Source organism: Bacillota bacterium (assembly GCA_024655925.1).
Classification (GTDB): Bacteria; Bacillota; DTU025; order DTU025; family JANLFS01; genus JANLFS01.
The window spans coordinates 1-17,739 of record JANLFS010000066.1; the positions used below are offsets into that span (position 1 = coordinate 1).

Below are 17,739 nucleotides of genomic sequence, written 5' to 3' on the forward strand. Positions count from 1 at the left end.
CTCCGTAGCATCATCTCCTCCCTACAGCGCACCTCCGCCAAGATAGAAGAGGTGCTCCAGAACACAGAGGACGAGGCCGTGAGGAGTCTGGCGAGTCAGGTTGCCGACCATCAGCTCAGCGTCCCGAGGATGGATGCCCGCCCGTCCAAACCGGACCTGGAGAACACGCTCCTCGGGCAGTGGCATGGGCTAAAGGACTGGTTCCTGGGGGTTGGGGGCCGGGAGAGCGACCCATCTTACCTTCAGAACGAGACCAACGAGACCATCCGCAGGATAACGAGGTTCGCTCAGAGGCTGGGCGAGAGAAACCAGAACATACGGAGCAGGTACAGTGACTACTTGTACCTGGCGGACTGGTTCAGCCGGCTCGAAAGCATCGAAGAGGCACACAGATTATCAGCGTGTGTCTTTGGGGTCCCCAACACCCGCCACTTCGTGGCGGATTCACCGGCTTCCGAGGACATCCACAAGGTCGACTCCAACATGCGGAGGGTTCTCCTGGGCTGGATCGACAGGTGCATGACCAGTTCCGACCTCACTGCCAAGACCGAGACTGGCCGCAAGGTCGAGATGAGACTGGTGGACGACTCGAGGATCGCCCTCGAGTCCGACGATGGCGTCCTGGAGATGCCCAACTACGAGTTCCGCTTCAAGGGTTAGGGTTTAGTGGGGTGGCGTCTTGGAGACCCAGAGGTGAGAATGGTGGTTGATGAACAGGAGACTCAGCGGCCAATGGACGGCTTCGATGGGGTGGCCAAGGTGTTGAACGGAAAGAATACGCTGACCACGCGTGGTCACGTTGAGATGTCCTGGCTTGGTTACGATACGGCTGAATTTCGGCCGGAATACCGTGACCATGGGAAAGGGTAGCGGGCCGTTTGTCACGTTCGCCTGAGCTCTGCGGTCGCAATAAACGCTCCCGCCGGGGCCAGCGGGAGCGGGTACGGACCGGATTGGCATTCTGGGGGGTCAAGGCCTTGCCGGGACCTGCAGGCCGTCCATGGCTGCGTGTTGCACTATCTTCGAGTCTATGGCTCTTGCCTCTCGGACGTAGCCAAGCAGAAGGCACTTGCCTGCGAGTGCGTTGATCAGCCTGGGTTTCCCTCTTGCGGCCTCGAAGACGGCCGTTACCGCATCTGGGGTGAATATTGGGCTTGTGGCGCCGGCTGCTTTGAGCATGGCCTTGACGTAAGGATCGGCCTCGTCCGGCTCCAGCCCTGAGAACTCGTGGTGGACTATGACTCTTTCGAGCAGGCCCTCGTGGACGTGGATCTTCAGCATTGGCACGATCGTGGGCGTGCCGCAGAGGATGACCATTGCGGGGTTCTTGGAGTCCATGTTGAAGTTGAAGATCATCTGGAGGTCGTGCAGGAGCTCATGACGGAGGTGTTGCGCTTTGTCCGCGACGATCACCGGGACCTGATTCTTGTGTACGCTCAGGGACGCGATACGCTCCTGGACCTGGTGGAACAAGTCGACCTTTTTCGGAACCGAGGCAGTAGCCCCAAGCCCACTGCAAGGTGACGATAGAAGTCGACAACCGTTAGCGTAGAAAGCGGCAGGTAGATCGGTAGATGGGTCTGTGGATTGAGCGATTGGGCGAAAGCCCGTATGGCGGTGGTCTTGTCTGTGCCGGGTTCACCCCAGACGAGAGTTATGCCTCGGACCGTCTTGAAGCGCTCCATCCTGGAGCGGAACTCTTCGAGGTTCCTGGAGTTGAAGACGGCGGAAGCTGGGATGTCCTTCGTGAACGGGATCTTGCTAAGCCCGTAGGACTGCTGTAGGTGCCGGATCCCACACAGACTATTTCCTGACAGCCTCGCAGAAGAACTTGATATGTGCAAACATACGTCGAATTGTTGGGGTGACGTCCTCCTTGTCCGTTTCCAGGAGCATCCGCTCAAGTGAGAATGCCAGCAAAGCGTAGTTGTACTCGTCGGAAAGAAGCTGTGGGTCCATGGGCTTGATGACGCCCTTTTCCGCCATAGCCGTAAAAACCTTCGCATAGAAAGCCGCCGGCCGACCGATGATCTCTCTTATTACGAAGTCCCTTGCTCTCTTGTCCCTGAATTGCTCCATATAGACGATCTTCCAGATTCTCTGCATGGCCGGGGTTATCCTGTCCCTCAAGGTCAGGAGGTGGTGCTGGAGATAGATCTCGGGGTCCATTCCGGAAAGATCTTCCTGGATCATCTTCTCGTCAAGAATTACCTTGCCGAACTCAGTTTTGAAGGTCTCGAAGATGACATCCAGCAACTCATCTTTGCTCCTGAAGTGGTTATACAATGAGCTTTCACGTATACCCACCTTTCGGGTTATCTCCCGCACCGACACGGCGTCGAAGCCTTTTTCGGAGAACAGATCAATGGCCGCTTCCAGGATGTTCTCCCTGGTGCTTTTCCCCGGATACTCGGTTTCGGACGGCACTTCCATACCTCCTCGAGGCTTACTAACGTTCGTTTCCGCTCGAAACGATAACTACTAACGTACGTTAGTCTGTCAAGCCCGATGTACGAGGTCTTGAAGGTGTATCTCCCGTGTCACCGCTCGGTCATGCTGGAGGAGACGGGAAAGGCTTCTCGAATACTCTGTCCGAGCCAATGTCAGAGAAACCGATGAGGCGTGTAAGTCCTCCGCCCATGACGGGACATGCGATCCTGCGCCTTCAGTCTCTGGCTGTGGAGGACGTGTGTCCCAGGCGTCGAATCAACCCCAAGAAGTTAAGCCTGCAATAATAACTCCGCATGGTTAACCGGTGAGCCTGTGTGTGGACGTCTACATACCTCACAGCCAGTTGTCTCAGGCTCATTTGCCCCTGACGAGGATGGTGAGATCGTGCAGGACGTGGATGTGCCCAAGTGCTTGCTTCTGGCGTCGCTCGCGCTTGGAGTCGAATACGGGCTGAAGTCCATGGTCTCCGGGATGCCGCGCCTGGCGGAGCTGAACCGCGTGCGACCCTATGTCTGTTTCCGCCTGTGCGCCGCCTCCGCCCTTGCGGCGCTCCTGGCGTTGTTCTTCGGAGCGGCCACTTGGATACTCCCTGCCGCCCTGGCGTATACGGCCATCGCCTGGCTGGAACGGCCGATTGAAGCCCTGCGGGTCCGCCTTGAGCGAACCACCGGGTCGCGTCTTGCCTGGCTCCAACTGATGCCGATGGCGCTGATTGCGGTCGCGCCCTTACTTCTGTGGCGGGTCGGTCTGCAACCGCCTGGATTCGGGCCATTGCTAGCTGGCATCTATCGCCTTGTCAACGCCGCCTTTACGATGCCCGGAGTTCCAGGCATCACAGTCTCCGCTGTTTTGGCCGGAACTGCTGCTTACGTTTTTCTTGGGGAGCCCGCGAATTACGTCGTCCGTTGTCTGCTCGGGAGGGAGACGCCCCTGTCGCCTGGTTTGCGAGAAGGTCCGCGCGTGGCGCAACTCGATGCCGCGACGGCCGAGCCACAGGGCCTGTCCGGGTCCGGAGCGGAGTGCCCGGACTACGACACGCTGCGGGCGGGGCGCGCGATCGGCACGTTGGAACGCTGGATCATGGCGACCTTCATCGCTCTTGGGCAGTACGCAGCGATGGGGCTTGTGCTGACTGCCAAGTCCATCGTCCGGTATTCGAGGATCGAGCATGACCCGGGGTTTGCCGAGTACTATCTCCTTGGGACCTTATACAGCATGCTGATAGCGCTCCTGATCGGGCTTGCGCTGCGTGGGGGCATGTAGGGTGACGGACAGATACATAGCTGTCAAGCTGGATATTCGGGGATCGCGGCGGACTCCCAACCGGGCGAGTGTGCAGGAACGGCTCTTCGCAGCCATGGATGCGGTCAACGCCGCGTACGGCGAAGCTATCTCCGCGAAGTTCGTAGTCACTCACGGAGATGAAGCCCAGGGCATGCTCTGGATGGAATGCGCGGGGACGCTGTTCCGCATAGTCGAGACGATGGTTGGCGCCATGCGTCCGGTGCGACTCAGGTTCGGGGTAGGCGTGGGAACGCTTTCGACACCAGCCCGCCCTGAGGCTATTGGGATGGACGGGGAAGCATGGCACAGGGCGCAGGCAGCGATCGAGCTAGCCGCCAAGGAACGCAAGTTCATCGTGTTCAGAGGTTTCGGCGAGATCTGCGACGCGCGCCTTGGGGCGGCGGCCAACCTCTTGCTGTTCTTAAGCCACAGGTGGACGAATGACCAGCGGCGGACCATTGCCGCTGTGGAGAAAGCGCCGACGCAATCTGAGGCGGCGGCGATTCTCAAGGTGTCGCCTGCAGCGGTATCCAAGAGCCTTAGGACCGCTGGATGGCAGTTCTATCGTGACGGCCGGGAAGTGCTTGAAGGTATGCTGGAGGCACTCTTGTGCTAATGACATGGGTATCCTCCCGAGATGGCGGTTCAGGGCCATCTTCGAGGAGGATACCGTAAGCAAGCGGGCAGTTTCCCCGGGTTTGCTAGTCGCGCCTCGTGCGGGCGCGTGGATTGAAACGAGACTACTTATCGTACTGCTCCAGCCACTTCGCGTGCTCTGCCTTAATCGCCTCGCGCATCTCGCCGTCCATCACCAGGCGCAGGCCGACCGCTGCCATGACTTTCGTGGTCTGGATGAGGTTTTCATGACCTTCGGGGGTCAGGGTTATGGCCGCGTTTTCAGGAGAATGGCCTGCTGCAGCGGGGATTCCCGCTGTGCCTATGCTCACGTGCACTCCGGGCACCTGCAAAGTCAGGAACCCGGTTTCCTCCCAGTGCCGCGGGACGTTGGCTTGCTTGATATTCACGCCGCCGTAATCGACTGCGTACTGGAACGCGAGGTCATTGAAGGCGCCGATTGCCACGGAGGGAGCGTATGTACCATAGAGGTCGATATCTACGGTGGTCCCGGTGGCGAGCGCCGCGCCCCGGGCGGCGTTGTGGATCTCGACCACCTTGGCATCAATCATCTCCGAAGCTTTCTTGGGCGAAACCGAGCCGAGCGGAGTCTCGTCTGCCAGGTGCCTCACCCAGATAGTGGCTGACGCCATCTCCGGAACGATGTTCGGCGCCACCCCTCCGTCGCTGACGATCCCGTGGAACCTGAACTGCGGCTCAGAGTGTTCTCTGAGCATGTCGACTGCGTGGAACAGAAGCATCACGGCGTCGAGGGCGCTCCTGCCTTGCCACGCGCTCTGAGCGTGCGCGGGCTTGCCGTGGAAAGTGTACTTCATCTGCCTGATGTGCCGAGGCGAGAACCCGCCTGGATACCGCACTGTGTCAGTGGCAGTTCCGTGGCTTCTTATTGCGAAATCGACTCCGCCCAGGTAATTGGCTTTGGCCAGCGCAGCTTTGGTTGGCGGACCCACTTCTTCGGCAGGCGCCCCGACCACCCAGACGCTCCCGGGAAGGCCATGCTCCTCCATGGATTTGGCCAGGGCTATGGCGGCCCCTACTCCGGATGGACCTTGCATGTTGTGTTGGCAGCCGTGGAACGGGGGATCACCGCGCAGCGCATCGTACTCGACAACGAAGCAGATGACAGGATGCTCGTTCTTTCCGTGATACTTGGCACGAAACGCAGTGGGCAGTCCGGGAGGGCCGCTGTAAGTGGGAGTCAGCCCGCCTACGAACTTCAGCCGGTCAAATTCCGGCCAGGCCTCCTCGAGTCCGGGCACGCCCATCTCCACCTCGAACCCGTGCTTCGCGAGCTCATCGGTGAGCATCGCTGCTGCTTTGAATTCCAGAAACCCTGACTCCGGATTGTGGTACAACCAGTCGCTCATCTCGATTACACGGGCAGACAGTTCGTCTACATGCGAGTCGAGCCTCTGTCTCACGGCGGTGATCTCCGGCGATTCGGGCGGGATCACCTGTGGACGGGTTGCCGCGGCTGCGGCAGCAAAGGTCAGGATTAGGGCGAGAACCATTGAGAGCGTGCGTGTGGTCCACTTCGTCATCTGTGTCATTCCTTTCGTTGTTATTTCGTTGTTATTTGTCTCGGCGTAAAGAGGTCCTGCGTTTGATCGGTCGATCGGTTGGCCATTTCCATCCACTTCTGAGCGTCTCTCTTGCCAGCGCTTGCCGAGCCCCGCGTTTCACCTCCTGTCTCCGCCCCGATGCCCTCAGGATCGCGCAGGTCTTGTCGCAAGTCACTGACCTCACGGACCGAGAGCCATCGGCACAGGCCTGAGCCTGTGGTAGATATAGAAAACTCCTCCCGTGCCCAGCGGTCGAGAACCGCCAGGGGCGGGAGGAGGTTTTCCCACGGTACCACCCTGATTTCGTCTCTGTCTTTCGACAGCGACCTTTGCGTCCTTTCCTGTCTGCCATAGACGCTTGCGCACCGGGCAGGCGCCGCGACAAACCTGGAACGGGACAAGCGGGTAACGGGCGCTTGATGAAAGTCAACCCGGCGAGGCCTAGTCTCTTTGGACGATGGGTTCGATCAACAGGAGGCCACAAGGCCCCTGCGAGCCACTGCCTGGCTCAGGGATTCATGATCCCTATCCGGCATCCAAAGGTTTCAACCCGCAGCTTGGGGGCGAGTTCGTTCTGACTTGGGCGCCGGCTTACACCCACCGCCGGCTCTCTCTGGCCCGACCCTCAGCCTACTACTCCCCGTCATCGCATTTGAGCGTGAATTGGATCTTGAGTCAATGATTTCTTTTGATAATACCCAGACACGCGGACAGTGTCAAGCACATTTTAGACACCAGTTTTCGCGCGGCTTTGGCGCTTTACAGTCGCGTTTACGTGCGGCAACTGTGGGTAGATCATGCGTAGATCGTGTGGCCCAGATGGTGCTGTCTTTGAGAAGGATATGACGAAGAGGGTCGGTTTTGTAGGCGCTGCCGCATCTCTCGCGCAACCGATCGGAAGTCGTCCTCCGAAAAACCTGCCTGATAGTCCCTTGGGAGGCCCCGCCCAGCGTTCCTACGTCGCCTCAAGCAGTGAGGCTGCCGGCGAAGCTGGCCGCGTCGAGGTAGTCGTCGTCATCGAGGACGATGCCGACTCTCAATGCGGTTCCGCCTGTCCAGGTCTCTTTCTGCCTCGGCCACAGGACTGCGGTGTTCTCGTTCCAGTCTCCGACCACGGTGGCGGTTTGGAAGCGCCGGCTCATCTTGCCATGGCACTGATCGTCTGAAGGGTCAAAGACCCAGGTACGCCTTCTGGACATCCGGGTTGCGCCTCAGGTCCTCGCAACTTCCTGCAAGGGATATCTTCCCTGTTTCGAGAACGTACCCTCTCGACATCGCGGCCAGGGATTTCCTCGCGTTCTGTTCCAGAAGGAGTATGCTGACTCCGCGTCGGTTCAGCTCGGTGAGGGCCTGAAACGCCTTGTCCACGAATATGGGCATGAGCCCTGTTGAAACTTCATCCACCAGAAGCAGCCGGGGCCTCGCCATCAGTGCGCGTCCGACGGCGAGCATCTGCTGCTCTCCGCCGCTCAGTGTCTTGGACACCTGGCGCTTGCGCTCTTGCAGGATGGGGAAGAGAGAATACACTTCCGCGGGTGACTCCTCGATCTCGCGCTTGTCAGTGCGGGAGTAGGCTCCGATCATGAGGTTTTCTTCCACTGTCAGGTCAGGGAAGACCCTTTGCCCTTCGGGGACGATTGCTATCCCGCGCCGAGACCGTTCCCACGGCGGCAGGCGTCCGATGTCCTCCCCGTCGTAGAGGACGGTGCCCGTGAATTCCCGGTGCAACCCCATTATGGTACGGAGGAGTGTAGTCTTGCCAGCACCGTTTGCGCCAATTACCGCCACGCTTTCACCGTCCTCGACAGAGATTGAGACCCCATGGACGACTTCGATGTCCCCATACCTGACTACAAGGTTCTTGACCGCCAGCAATTCTTACGCCTCCTTTCCAAGGTAGGCTTCTATTACCCTTGGGTCGGCCGCTATCTCCGAAGGAGGCCCTTGAGCGATCTTGGAGCCGAAGTCCAGCACGGCTACCTCGTCGCACAGGTTCATTATGACCCCCATGTTGTGTTCGACCATTACGATGGTGACGTTGCTGTCTTTGACCTTGCGCGCGAGGTTCATCAGGCTTTCGGTCTCGCCGTGGGTCAGGCCCGCACACGGCTCGTCAAGAACAAGGAGCTCCGGTTCAAGCGCCAGCGCTCTGGCTACTTCCATTCGCCGCTGCTGGGCAATGGGGAGTTTGCCAGCGAGCGTGCCGGCCTCGTCCGCAAGGCCGACCATCTCAAGGAGAGCATTCGCCTTCTCGTTCATTTCGCGAGTCCTGTATGTTCCGACCAACCGCGACACGTTCCCATAGACCTTGTGCCCGCACCCGACGATCACATTGTCTAGAACGGTCATGTTTCGGAACGAATGGACTATCTGAAACGTTCGGGCGATGCCGAGGCGCGCGGTTCCCGAGGCCGGAAGCGCGGTGATGTCTCTCCCTTTGAAGACGATCTTCCCGGAGGCAGGGGGATACACGCCGCAGATTATGTTGAACAAAGTGGTCTTCCCTGCGCCGTTAGGCCCCACGATCCCGAAGACTGTGCTCGGCGCAATGGCCATGCTCACGTCTTTGAGGGCGTGAACTCCGTAGAACTGCTTGCTCACATGATCCACTACTAGAATGGCGCGGCTGTCCGGCATCACGCTGCACCTCCTGACGCGCTCTCGGGCTTGCGTCTGCGCGGCGCGATCGACCGGAGCCATTCCCAGATCAAGCTGCCGTCGCCTATGAGCCCTCTGGGCTGGAACCTCATCATCAGCAGCAACAGCGCGCCGTACATGAGGTTTCTGTAATCGACCAGCGGACGGAAGATCTCAGGGGCCAGGCCCAACGCAAGGGAGCCAAGGATTGCTCGCCGGAGAGTCCCGAGTCTGCCAAACACCGCCATGGAGATTATGCTGATTGATGTGAGAAACCCGAAGTCCTGTGGGCTGATGAAAGACATGAAGTGAGCGTAAAGGGAGCCCGCGACCCCGGCGTAGGCAGTTCCGATGGCGAACGCCACTATCTTGAACCGGGCGCCCGCGACCCCCAGGGACTCAGCGGCCTCTTCGTTGAGGCCGACGGCCCGAAGGGCCAGCCCAAGCCAGGACTTGACGAGCCGCCTGTCAAACCAGATGCCGAGCACTACGCAGGCGATCACGACAACCAGATATTCTGGTTTGGTCAGAGTGTGGCCGAACACCGAGGGATACCGAATTCCTCCCACTCCCAGGGCACCCCCGAAGAACTGGGTGTACTGAAACACCGACACGACCACGAAGTTGACGCCTATCGTGGTTATTGCCAGCGAGTCGTCGTGCAGACGCGTGCTGACCGCGCCCAAGAGTGCTCCAACCGCCGCTGTGACCACCGCGGCGATGGGCAGCGCCAGCCAGAAGGGAATGCCGGCCTTGACGGACAGGAGGGCGGATGTGTATGCTCCGATTCCGAAGAACGCAGCGTGGCCCAGGGAGACCTGGCCTGTGTAACCTGTGATGATATTGAGGCCCATGGTGAGGAGCATGAAGATCCCGATGGTGATAGCGATGGTGGCCTGGTACAATCCCATCCTCGTTCACCTCCGTCCAAACAGGCCATAGGGCCTGAACAGCAGAACTACGATGAGGGCGATGAAGGCGATCGAGTCGCGGGGAAGGATCATCCCTCCGGGCGAGATGACGAGGAAGGTCTCCACAAGCCCGAGGATGAGCGAAGCCAGGACTGTCTCCCATACATTTCCGAGGCCGCCCAGAACTGCGATGGCCATGGCCTTATACGCGGGAACGCTTCCCATGGTCGGATACACCGAATTGTAGTAGAACCCCACCAAAGCGCCTGCCGCGCCCGCAACTGCGGAGCCCAAAAGGGAATTCCACGCCACGGCGCGGTCGATGTTCACTCCGAACGCCGAGGCTGTCTCGAAGTCTTGTTCAGTCGCGCGCCATGCCAGACCGAGACGGGTCCGGTTGATCAGGAACCACGCCGCGACGAGCAGAATCGCGGAGGCCGCCAACACGACTAGCTGGTTTCCGGTCACGTGAGCCACGTCAAGTTGGTCTAGACCGAACGGGACACGAACAGGCAGAGAGATCACGTAGGGACCCGCCGCCAGACTGAAGAGGTCCTCCATGAGTATGAACATGCCAATGGAGGCGATGAGCGGTGCGACCCTGGACTATCCAAGAAGCGGCCTGTAGAGCCATTTCTGCATCAGCACCCCGACTATTCCGCATCCGAGCATGGCGAGAGCGGCGACGAACGCAAGGTTCGGATTGACTCTCGAAGCTGCGACCGCAATGTACGCTCCGAGAGCGATGACCCCGGCGTGCGATATGTGAAGTATCCGGAGAACACCGTAGACCATGGTGAGGCCCAATGTGATCAGGGCATAGATCATTCCCATGGTGGCGCCGTTGGTCGCCTGCTGCCAGAACAATCTATATCACTCCTGACTGCGAACGAGTTGGATGACAGCCGGCGGCGTCAAGCGGGGAACCGCGCCCGGCGCCGCCGGCGACCACAACGTTACTTGTCTGGAGGTGTGATGATGGCGGGATCGCTGACCTCCCCGTAATGGGGGAACTGTCCGTCCTTAACGATCTGGACCTGTATCGGTTTGGTGCATTCGCCGAGGGCGTTGAACCCGAGGACAACTCCGGTCGCGCCGTCGAAGTTGCTAGTCGCGACGATCGCATCCCGAACAGCCTTCGGGTCGGTGCAGTTGGCTCTGCGCAGGCTGTCCGCGATCAGCAGGAAAGCGTCGTAGTTGGACTCCCCGACCATGTCGGGCTCCATCTTGTAGAGCTTGCGGAAGCCGTCGATGAAGGTTCTCGCCGCCGGGCGCGGGTCGTCTCTGTTGAGGTTCGTGGCGATTATCACGCCTTCAGCGGCCTTGCCTGCGATCTCGATGAACTTGGGAGAATCGAAGCCCTCCTCGCCCAGAATCTGCGACTTGACCCCCATATCCTTGGCCTGCTTGCAGAACTGCGCTGCTTCGTTGTAGTACCCGCTTACGAATATCACATCCGGGTTGAGCTGCCGCAGCCTGGCCAGGTAAGGGGTGAAGTCTTTCTCCCCGAGAGGATACAAGGTCTCCCAGAGGATCTTAATCCCCAGCTGGGCGGCTCTTTGGCGGAACCCTTCCGCGAGCGCCCTCCCGAATTCGTTGTCCATGGTCATCTGGCATGCGGTCTTCGCTCCGAGGATTCTCCCCGCGACTTCGCCTGCCGCAGCGCCCTCAATCGGCCCCAGCATGCCTACGCGGAACACATAGTCTCCGGCTCTGGTGATATCGGGGTGAACGGCGAACCCTCCTACCACCGGGACCTTGCTTTGCTGGTATATAAGGGCAACCGCCCTCATAGGAGCGCTATAAGAACCGCCCACAACCGCCACCACTTTGTCCTGTTCGATCAGCTTGTGAGCCACGGCGACCGCTTCCTTGGCGTCGGCGCGGTCGTCGTAGATGACAAGCTGGATGGGCTGGCCGTTGATGCCGTCGGCATCGTTTATCTGCTTTGCAGCAAGTTCAACGGATTGCTTGACACTGAGGCCGTCGGCGGCCGCGAACCCGGTCAGGGGAGCGTGCAGGCCGACCTTTATGGGATCTGCACCGACCACAGGCACAACACAAAAACAGACAACCAGACCCACCAACGCCACCAACAACCACCTGAATGGATTGCGCATTTACCGGCGCCTCCGAATCAGTATTGTGTGTGTGCGTCTCTAGCTGTCTTACAGGGACAGGTGACAGTGTACACTGTGGGCTAACCCGTGGTTATGCCATAGAACACCTCCCCGCGGCTGGCGTCACGCCGGCGTTGAACGGTCATTAGGCGACTGACTAAGGTTTCTGGGTCTCAGCTGAAGGATTAGCACGCCGAGGACAACCGTGATCGCTCCGACCACCTGCAGCCCCTCCATTCGCTCGCCCAGGATCACGTAGGCCAGGATTCCGGTGGCTACAGGCTCAGCCATGCAAACGATGCCGGCATGGCTCGCTTCGATGTAGTTCAGCGCTCCCACGTACAGTGCATACGAACCCAGAGTTGGACCTAGGGCCACCGCGGCGACGAGGATCCATGCGCGCCACGGCAAGCTCGCTATCTGACCAAGACGGGGCGCTGAGAAGATAATGAGAAACAGACTCCCGAAAGCGAGGGCATACAGAACTGTAGTTGACGATCTGTACTTCGCCAAAGAATACTTGCTCAAGATGGTGTAGGACGCGTAGGTGACGGCCGCGGCGATCCCCAGCGCGACTCCCTCAGGATCCGCCACGAGCCGCGTCGAGTCATACCCCCCGACCACCAGGAGACAGCCGGCGAGCGTCACGACGAAGGCGATGCCCTTTGCAGCGGTTATGCGTTCTCCAAACGCGAAAGAAGCTGCAATGGCAACGAAAATGGGGGATGTGTAAAGCAGGACTACAGCTGTTGTAGCCGAAGTGCGCGCGATAGCTTCGAAGTACGAGACGTAGTTCAGGGCTACGCTGAATAGCCCAAACGCAATGAAGAAGGGCACATCCTTCAGCTCGACATGCAGCGCGGAACGGTCAGCGATGCACAGAATGATCAAGAGCGCTAACGCCGCGATACCTGCGCGCAGCGTTACGAGAACGACGGGGTCGAGACTGTATCTGTAGATGAGCACAGCGAATATCCCAAGAGTCCCCCAGAGGACCGCGGCCGAAAAGGCCAGAGCGTATCCCAGTGCGGTCCGCCGCCTTGGTCTATGTGTCTCCGTGCCGTAAGAAGAACCGGGGACTGCTATGGGTCCTTCCGACACCGGCTCAGCCAAGATGTGGCCTCCTTCAGCTCGCCGCGGAATTCTGCGCCCAAGACAGGCATCGCCTGGAATCCGTCGGGAGCAGCGCGAGCCTACTAAGTATTCTCTCTACGCATGAGTACACCTCCCAGTAAGCGTGGAAAACCCGCAGCGGAGACAAGCCTCCCCTTTACAGAAACTGCCTCAGGAACCCCTGATTGAATGCGATTGGACCATACAGGTGCAAGATGAATTCCGGTAGGTTACGACATCGAGGTCTTCGGCGCCACAGTCAAAGTGAGCATATACAATCTCTCCAATTGGGCGGCCGAAGGGGATCTGACGGGCGAGTTCTGGGGCACCGTAGTGGGGGTTCCGGTTCAATAGCAGTTCGGCGGACCTAAGCATCAGATGCCGTCACGTGCAGTGGTGACGACGGTACCGTGTTGCGCGTTTGGTTTCATCTTGGCCTTTCCTTCTTAGTGGCCGTTCCAGTGTTGCGCCTGCTGTGGTATGCTCATATCGACGGCTCTATCCCTTTCGTCTTTACGGTTCCGGCTTACCGTACCGGAGCCGGGAGCTGCCACCTGTAGTTCCACCGAGTTTGGGACATCCTCCATTTGACAAACACACTTGAAAGGACAACAAGAGCATTGGATGGCAAAACCTATGTCGTTACGGGGGCGAACTCTGGACTGGGCAAAGCAAGTGCACTGCTTCTTGCGAAGATGAACGCAAATGTGGTGATGCTGTGCCGTAACAAGGCCCGCGGCGAGGCCGCTCTTGCTGAAATAAGGGAGCAGGGCGGCAACTCAAACGCATAACTGATTGTGACCGATCTTTCGTCCCAGGCATCGATCTGGCGATCCGCGGAGGTCTTCGAAGCACGCCACCATGAACTCCATGGCCTGCTGAACTGCGCAGGCATTCGGGTACTGAACCGTCGGGTCAGCCTGGATGCGTTGGAGCTCATGTTTGCTGCCGAATATCTGGGGCACTTTCTGCTGACCAACCTGCTCGTTCCCGCACTTAGGGCTGGAGCGCCATCGCGTGTGATCACCATATCTGGCGAAGGGCACAAGGCAGGAGTTGAAGGGGGCGCCGCGGGTACCATTGACTTTGACGATCTCCAGGCCGAAAGGTCGTTCAGTGTCTTCAAACAGTGCAAGCAGGTCGTGTTGGCCAAGATCATGTTCACCTACGAACTGGCCAGACGGCTGACCGGAACCGGTATCGCAGCCAACACGCTGGATCCAGGGTTTACACGCACGGGCTTGATCCGCAATTTCCCCTCGTATGTCCGCCTGTTGGCGCAGATCAGGATGGCTCTGGCCAGGCCGCAGACGCCAGAGGAAGGAGCGAGTCATGTCGTGTGGCTTGCTACCGCGCCGGAGTTGGAGGACGTTACCGGCAGGTACTTTGTTCAGAGACAAGAGGGGCGATCATCCCCGGAGTGCTGCGACGAGGCCACGGCCAGACGGTTGTGGGAGGTAAGCGAGCGGTTGGTGGGGCAGCGTTTCGGAGCTTGAGTGCGGTAGAACGGGCTGAAACGGGCGATAGAGCACATTTGGTCCGGCGCGGGTGAGAAACGAGCCCGCGCAGCTTTCTTTCTGCGGACAAGCCCTAGGACGCGGGGACGGGGCTCTACTCCTTCTCTGAGGAACGCAGGAGTAGTCCTGGCCAAAGGCCATGCGAATTTCGAAATCGTGCCTGACGGGCATCCGCGGTGGTCATCGCCGGCTTGCCGCCCGCGACGGACTCGGCGGTGAGAACGAAACCCACATGGAGCTCGCCTCCGAAACGACCACACCATATCAGCCTATCGCTGCAGCAGCGACTTCACCCATTCACGGTTCTCCCAGAGCGCGCACCCGCCGCGGGTCTCTCTCAGATGTTCGTGATTCTCGCGAATTGCCTGAAGAAGCGGGGAACCGAGCGCCTCTTTGAGGGACATGGCCTGAAGACTTGTGTCGGAGTAAGGGGCAAACGGGCAGGGCTCAACGCTGCCTTGGGGGCTTATGTGGATGAACCCGCGGCCCGCTGCAAGGCACCCGCCGGCTTCTTCTTCGTCGCCTGGGAAGGCGATGAAGAGCCCCGGGAGACTGGCGCGAAAAGCCTTCATGGCCCGAGCCGTCTGGACCCTCTGGTCTTCGGTCAGGCACCAATGGTCAGTGCCTTCTTCGACAGGGACGTATTCCACAAAGAAGAAGAGCTTACACCCTGCATCTATAAGTCCTTGGATGAACGCCTCATCCAGCACGGTGTCGACGTTCGAGCTCCTGAGTGTCAGGGACATCCCGAAGAAGATCCTCTCCGCCTTGAGCTTCGCCGCCAGCTGCGTCAAGCGGTTGTGGACTCCGACGCCGCGACGGTCGTCGGTGTCCGTTTCGTGGCCTTCCAGACTTATGACTGGAACCACGTGCCTCTGCCTGCTGAGCACCTCGATCATCTCATCGTCGATGAGAAGCCCGTTGGTGAAGACTGGGAACACGATCTGGGGGAAGTCCCGGGTCACCCTCATGAGATCGGGCCTGACCAGGGGTTCGCCTCCTGCAAGCAGGGCAATGGAGATTCCAAGCTCCCATGCCTCCGATAGCACAGAGCGGAGCTTCTCCTCGCTCATTTCTTCCCCGGCCTGTCTGTGCTGCGCCCGGTTGTAGCATCCCTTGCACTGGAGGTTGCACTTGTTGGTGACGCTCACGATCATGAATGGAGGCATGTGGAGCCCTTTCTGCTCCCACTCGGCCCGCCTCTTGACGGCCTGTTTCTGCCATTTGATCGTACGAAGAAAGAACCCCACTTGCGTCGGATGTTTCAGCGAGATCCGAAGGGCATCTTTGAACAGGTCAACCACTGACCTGCTGAACATCTCGAGATACTGACTCTGCTGGTCCATGGGGCAACACACCCTTCAAGGTGCCCGGGATGGGCTGGGATTTGCATGTTGCCACCATTATATTACCGGAACCGCGCCGCGGCGCAAACCCGTGCAGACGACTTATGCGACTTGGCTTCCACAAAAGGGGCGGGTGACCCGCCCCTTCCCGATCGGGTTATGGCTGATTGATCTGCCGGACTGGTCTGCCTTCGATGTAGCCTCGATATCCCATGGGCTCAAGCTGAAACCTGGGGGCTTCCTCATCTGCCCACTCAAACCCGTAGATCTTAGGGTCGTATTTCTTCATGATCTCCCACAGGTCCTCAATCGCCCCTTCGAAGTGTTCATCATCATACGGCTCACCTTGAAAGACCATCATCTTGCACGGGGGAAGGTCCATGACTTCAAAGCCGGCGGGAACCTCGCCGCTGTAGTCCGCAGGCACTTCTACTCCTTGAAGATAGGTTGACGTGCCGGGCTTGACCATACTCTCAGGCAACCACATGCCCATTGGCTCATACATCGCTTCCTTGATGCCTGACAGAACGCCCCACACATAACAGCCGACCTCATCACAGTATTCGAAGTAGTGAGTGGCTTTGACGCCTCTCTTCAGAATCACCTTCCTTGCTGGACGTTCAACCACTTGAACAAAGATCGTCTTCGCGCTGGCCCTCTTGTCCACTGTGATCTCTCCTCTCTGTAGCGCGAGGTAGTAGTCACGGATGCGATGCGGCATAAAGAGCTGTATCGGCTTTGGGTTCTTACTGTAGTCCTTGGGAGATACGCCAAATTGCCGGGAGAAGGCCCTTGTGAAGCCTTCATGCGAACCAAACACGAAGTCAAAGGCGACATCCATTACCCTGGGCTGTTGGTCGCGAAGAAGAAGAGCGGCTCTTGACAAACGCAATGCCCGCAGGTATTCAAAGGGCGCCTTCCCCGTCAGTTCTTTGAAGATCCTTGCACAGTGCCATTGCGAATACCCGGCAGCCCTTGCGAGATCACCCAGGGAAATCGGGTCATTGATGTGGGCCTCCATGTGGTCCTGCATCCTCTGCACAGCGTTTATGGCGTCCCATCGCTCCATGCTCTCTCCTCCTGCAGAAAGGATATCACTCTATCAAGTGCGCTTCTTGACGCCAATTGCGAACAAGTGATCCGCCGTAGAACGGCCTCACCAGAGGCGGCGATGATGCTGTCTATTGTGCGCCCCACAACGAGTGTATCTCGGGCAGCAGTTCGCCACAACGTTGTTCAAGCCCTGCGGCTCCACGGATGCAGCAGCACTCGGGTAAGTCATGAAAGGCGTTCTGTGCGGGAGGGTTTCGCCTCGGATAGGTTGAATCTGTGAGTCATGGACGAAGGGGGTGCGCTTGACGGAGACAGGCGAGATCGAATGCAGGAATGCCCTAAGTAAATGCGGAATTCCGGGGATCGACTGGTCGCTCAACCCCTATCTTGGGTGCGCACATGGCTGCGTCTACTGCTATGCGTCTCTGATGATGCGGTTTCACATAGAGCCTGAAGCGTGGGGCACGCGGGCTTATGCGAAGACAAACATCCCTCGGGTCCTTGGGCGTGAGCTTACGGGGGGCCGCCACCGGCGCAACGGCACAGTCCTTCTATCCAGTGTTACCGATCCCTACCAGCCCTTGGAGGCCAAGCATGGGCTGACTCGCGCTTGCTTGCAGGAGCTTTCTGCCCGGGACATGGAGGTTTCTATCCTGACCAAGAGCCATCACATCATGAGGGACATCGATATCCTATCAGCGATGCGCCGGGTGTCGGTGGGATTCACGATCACGTCGCCTCTGGATGAAGATGCGTCGATCTTGGAACCCGGCGCGACTCCCACCTCCAGGCGGATCGCTGCGCTTGCCTCGCTTGCAGACGCGGGCATCGACACCTGGGTTTTCATCGCCCCGGCCTTCCCATGGGTGGTGGAGGAGCCTGAAACCCTGAAGGCGTTGGCGGACACCCTGAGAGATGCCGGCGTCTCCCGGGTGTCTGTGGATCCCATGAACTTCTATCCCGGCCCGCTGGTTCGGTTGCTCCGAACCCTTGATGCTGAGAGACCCGAGTATGCGAGGAGGTTACGCCGGGCCATGGGCAACCGGGAAGCCTATGCGGCCAGCCTCAGCCGTCGCGGCCGCATAGGCTTCCCGGTTGCCCATGGCCCG

The 17,739-nt window shown here is 59.1% G+C and carries 17 protein-coding genes and 2 pseudogenes; 7 read left to right on the plus strand and 12 right to left on the minus strand.

Annotation, left to right across the window (positions count from 1 at the left end; all coding sequences use genetic code 11):
- On the plus strand, positions 1 to 660 hold a 660-nt coding region (locus NUW23_10710), incomplete at its 5' end, for a DUF2397 domain-containing protein (GenBank protein ID MCR4426635.1).
- 33 nt (positions 661 to 693) lie between these two features.
- Positions 694 to 870 carry a hypothetical protein gene (locus NUW23_10715; protein MCR4426636.1) on the plus strand — a complete coding sequence of 59 codons (177 nt, stop codon included), beginning with the start codon at positions 694 to 696 and terminating at the stop codon, positions 868 to 870.
- Between the two features lie 99 nt (positions 871 to 969).
- Here NUW23_10715 and NUW23_10720 read toward each other — a convergent pair whose 3' ends face one another.
- Positions 970 to 1,596: an AAA family ATPase gene (locus tag NUW23_10720; GenBank protein MCR4426637.1), complete on the minus strand. Its 627-nt coding sequence runs from the start codon at positions 1,594 to 1,596 to the stop codon at positions 970 to 972.
- On the opposite strand from NUW23_10720, the gene NUW23_10725 reads away from it, so the two are divergent.
- Positions 1,575 to 1,784 carry a hypothetical protein gene (locus NUW23_10725; GenBank protein ID MCR4426638.1) on the plus strand — a complete coding sequence of 70 codons (210 nt, stop codon included), beginning with the start codon at positions 1,575 to 1,577 and terminating at the stop codon, positions 1,782 to 1,784. The genes NUW23_10720 and NUW23_10725 overlap by 22 nt on opposite strands.
- Positions 1,785 to 1,803: 19 nt before the next feature.
- Here the strand turns inward: NUW23_10725 and NUW23_10730 are convergent, their stop codons facing one another.
- Entirely contained in the window at positions 1,804 to 2,427 is a 624-nt protein-coding gene (locus NUW23_10730; protein MCR4426639.1) for a TetR/AcrR family transcriptional regulator, read from the minus strand.
- A 408-nt stretch (positions 2,428 to 2,835) separates the two neighbouring features.
- On the opposite strand from NUW23_10730, the gene NUW23_10735 reads away from it, so the two are divergent.
- Entirely contained in the window at positions 2,836 to 3,714 is an 879-nt protein-coding gene (locus NUW23_10735; protein MCR4426640.1) for a hypothetical protein, read from the plus strand.
- Position 3,715: 1 nt separating this feature from the next.
- The gene (locus tag NUW23_10740) at positions 3,716 to 4,351 is read left to right on the plus strand and encodes a SatD family protein (GenBank protein ID MCR4426641.1); all 636 of its coding nucleotides are present in this window, start codon (positions 3,716 to 3,718) and stop codon (positions 4,349 to 4,351) included.
- A 124-nt stretch (positions 4,352 to 4,475) separates the two neighbouring features.
- Here NUW23_10740 and NUW23_10745 read toward each other — a convergent pair whose 3' ends face one another.
- The 8 genes and pseudogenes from NUW23_10745 to NUW23_10780 all read right to left on the minus strand — a co-directional run bounded on the left by NUW23_10745 (position 4,476) and on the right by NUW23_10780 (position 12,714).
- Entirely contained in the window at positions 4,476 to 5,912 is a 1,437-nt protein-coding gene (locus NUW23_10745; GenBank protein ID MCR4426642.1) for a peptidase dimerization domain-containing protein, read from the minus strand.
- 986 nt (positions 5,913 to 6,898) lie between these two features.
- Positions 6,899 to 7,132, minus strand: a complete 234-nt coding sequence (locus NUW23_10750) for a hypothetical protein (protein MCR4426643.1) — start codon at positions 7,130 to 7,132, stop codon at positions 6,899 to 6,901.
- Complete coding sequence (locus NUW23_10755; protein ID MCR4426644.1) at positions 7,104 to 7,808, minus strand: ABC transporter ATP-binding protein; 705 nt, start codon at positions 7,806 to 7,808, stop codon at positions 7,104 to 7,106. Before NUW23_10755 ends, NUW23_10750 begins: the two co-directional genes overlap by 29 nt.
- A gap of 3 nt (positions 7,809 to 7,811) precedes the next feature.
- On the minus strand, positions 7,812 to 8,570 hold the full coding sequence (locus NUW23_10760; protein MCR4426645.1) for an ABC transporter ATP-binding protein: 759 nt from the start codon (positions 8,568 to 8,570) through the stop codon (positions 7,812 to 7,814).
- Positions 8,570 to 9,481, minus strand: a complete 912-nt coding sequence (locus NUW23_10765; protein ID MCR4426646.1) for a branched-chain amino acid ABC transporter permease — start codon at positions 9,479 to 9,481, stop codon at positions 8,570 to 8,572. The genes NUW23_10760 and NUW23_10765 overlap by 1 nt, the downstream gene beginning before the upstream one ends.
- 6 nt (positions 9,482 to 9,487) lie before the next feature.
- Positions 9,488 to 10,348: pseudogene (locus tag NUW23_10770) on the minus strand (branched-chain amino acid ABC transporter permease).
- 89 nt (positions 10,349 to 10,437) lie between these two features.
- A complete protein-coding gene (locus tag NUW23_10775; protein MCR4426647.1) occupies positions 10,438 to 11,601 on the minus strand; it encodes an ABC transporter substrate-binding protein in 1,164 nt (387 codons plus the stop codon).
- A 123-nt stretch (positions 11,602 to 11,724) separates the two neighbouring features.
- The gene (locus NUW23_10780; GenBank protein ID MCR4426648.1) at positions 11,725 to 12,714 is read right to left on the minus strand and encodes a DMT family transporter; all 990 of its coding nucleotides are present in this window, start codon (positions 12,712 to 12,714) and stop codon (positions 11,725 to 11,727) included.
- A gap of 620 nt (positions 12,715 to 13,334) precedes the next feature.
- Between NUW23_10780 and NUW23_10785 the strand changes: the two are divergent.
- Positions 13,335 to 14,210, plus strand: a pseudogene (locus tag NUW23_10785) (SDR family oxidoreductase).
- 290 nt (positions 14,211 to 14,500) lie between these two features.
- Here the strand turns inward: NUW23_10785 and NUW23_10790 are convergent.
- Together NUW23_10790 and NUW23_10795 are read right to left on the minus strand one after the other, a co-directional pair.
- Positions 14,501 to 15,577 (minus strand): radical SAM protein, encoded by a 1,077-nt coding sequence (locus NUW23_10790; GenBank protein MCR4426649.1) that lies wholly within the window; start codon positions 15,575 to 15,577, stop codon positions 14,501 to 14,503.
- A 157-nt stretch (positions 15,578 to 15,734) separates the two neighbouring features.
- Positions 15,735 to 16,646 carry an AraC family transcriptional regulator gene (locus NUW23_10795; GenBank protein MCR4426650.1) on the minus strand — a complete coding sequence of 304 codons (912 nt, stop codon included), beginning with the start codon at positions 16,644 to 16,646 and terminating at the stop codon, positions 15,735 to 15,737.
- Positions 16,647 to 16,932: 286 nt separating this feature from the next.
- On the opposite strand from NUW23_10795, the gene NUW23_10800 reads away from it, so the two are divergent.
- Positions 16,933 to 17,739, plus strand: an 807-nt coding sequence (locus NUW23_10800; protein MCR4426651.1) for a radical SAM protein, incomplete at its 3' end; no start/stop codon positions are given.

What these genes read in the sequence shown, in the direction of transcription:
- NUW23_10725 (MCR4426638.1), top strand. Translation starts at nt 1,575, where the DNA reads ATGGGTCTGTGGATTGAGCGATTGGGCGAAAGCCCGTATGGCGGTGGT.
- NUW23_10745 (MCR4426642.1), bottom strand. Translation starts at nt 5,912, where the DNA reads ATGACGAAGTGGACCACACGCACGCTCTCAATGGTTCTCGCCCTAATC.
- NUW23_10750 (MCR4426643.1), bottom strand. Translation starts at nt 7,132, where the DNA reads ATGTCCAGAAGGCGTACCTGGGTCTTTGACCCTTCAGACGATCAGTGC.
- NUW23_10760 (MCR4426645.1), bottom strand. Translation starts at nt 8,570, where the DNA reads ATGCCGGACAGCCGCGCCATTCTAGTAGTGGATCATGTGAGCAAGCAG.
- NUW23_10765 (MCR4426646.1), bottom strand. Translation starts at nt 9,481, where the DNA reads ATGGGATTGTACCAGGCCACCATCGCTATCACCATCGGGATCTTCATG.
- NUW23_10775 (MCR4426647.1), bottom strand. Translation starts at nt 11,601, where the DNA reads ATGCGCAATCCATTCAGGTGGTTGTTGGTGGCGTTGGTGGGTCTGGTT.
- NUW23_10790 (MCR4426649.1), bottom strand. Translation starts at nt 15,577, where the DNA reads ATGGACCAGCAGAGTCAGTATCTCGAGATGTTCAGCAGGTCAGTGGTT.
- NUW23_10795 (MCR4426650.1), bottom strand. Translation starts at nt 16,646, where the DNA reads ATGGAGCGATGGGACGCCATAAACGCTGTGCAGAGGATGCAGGACCAC.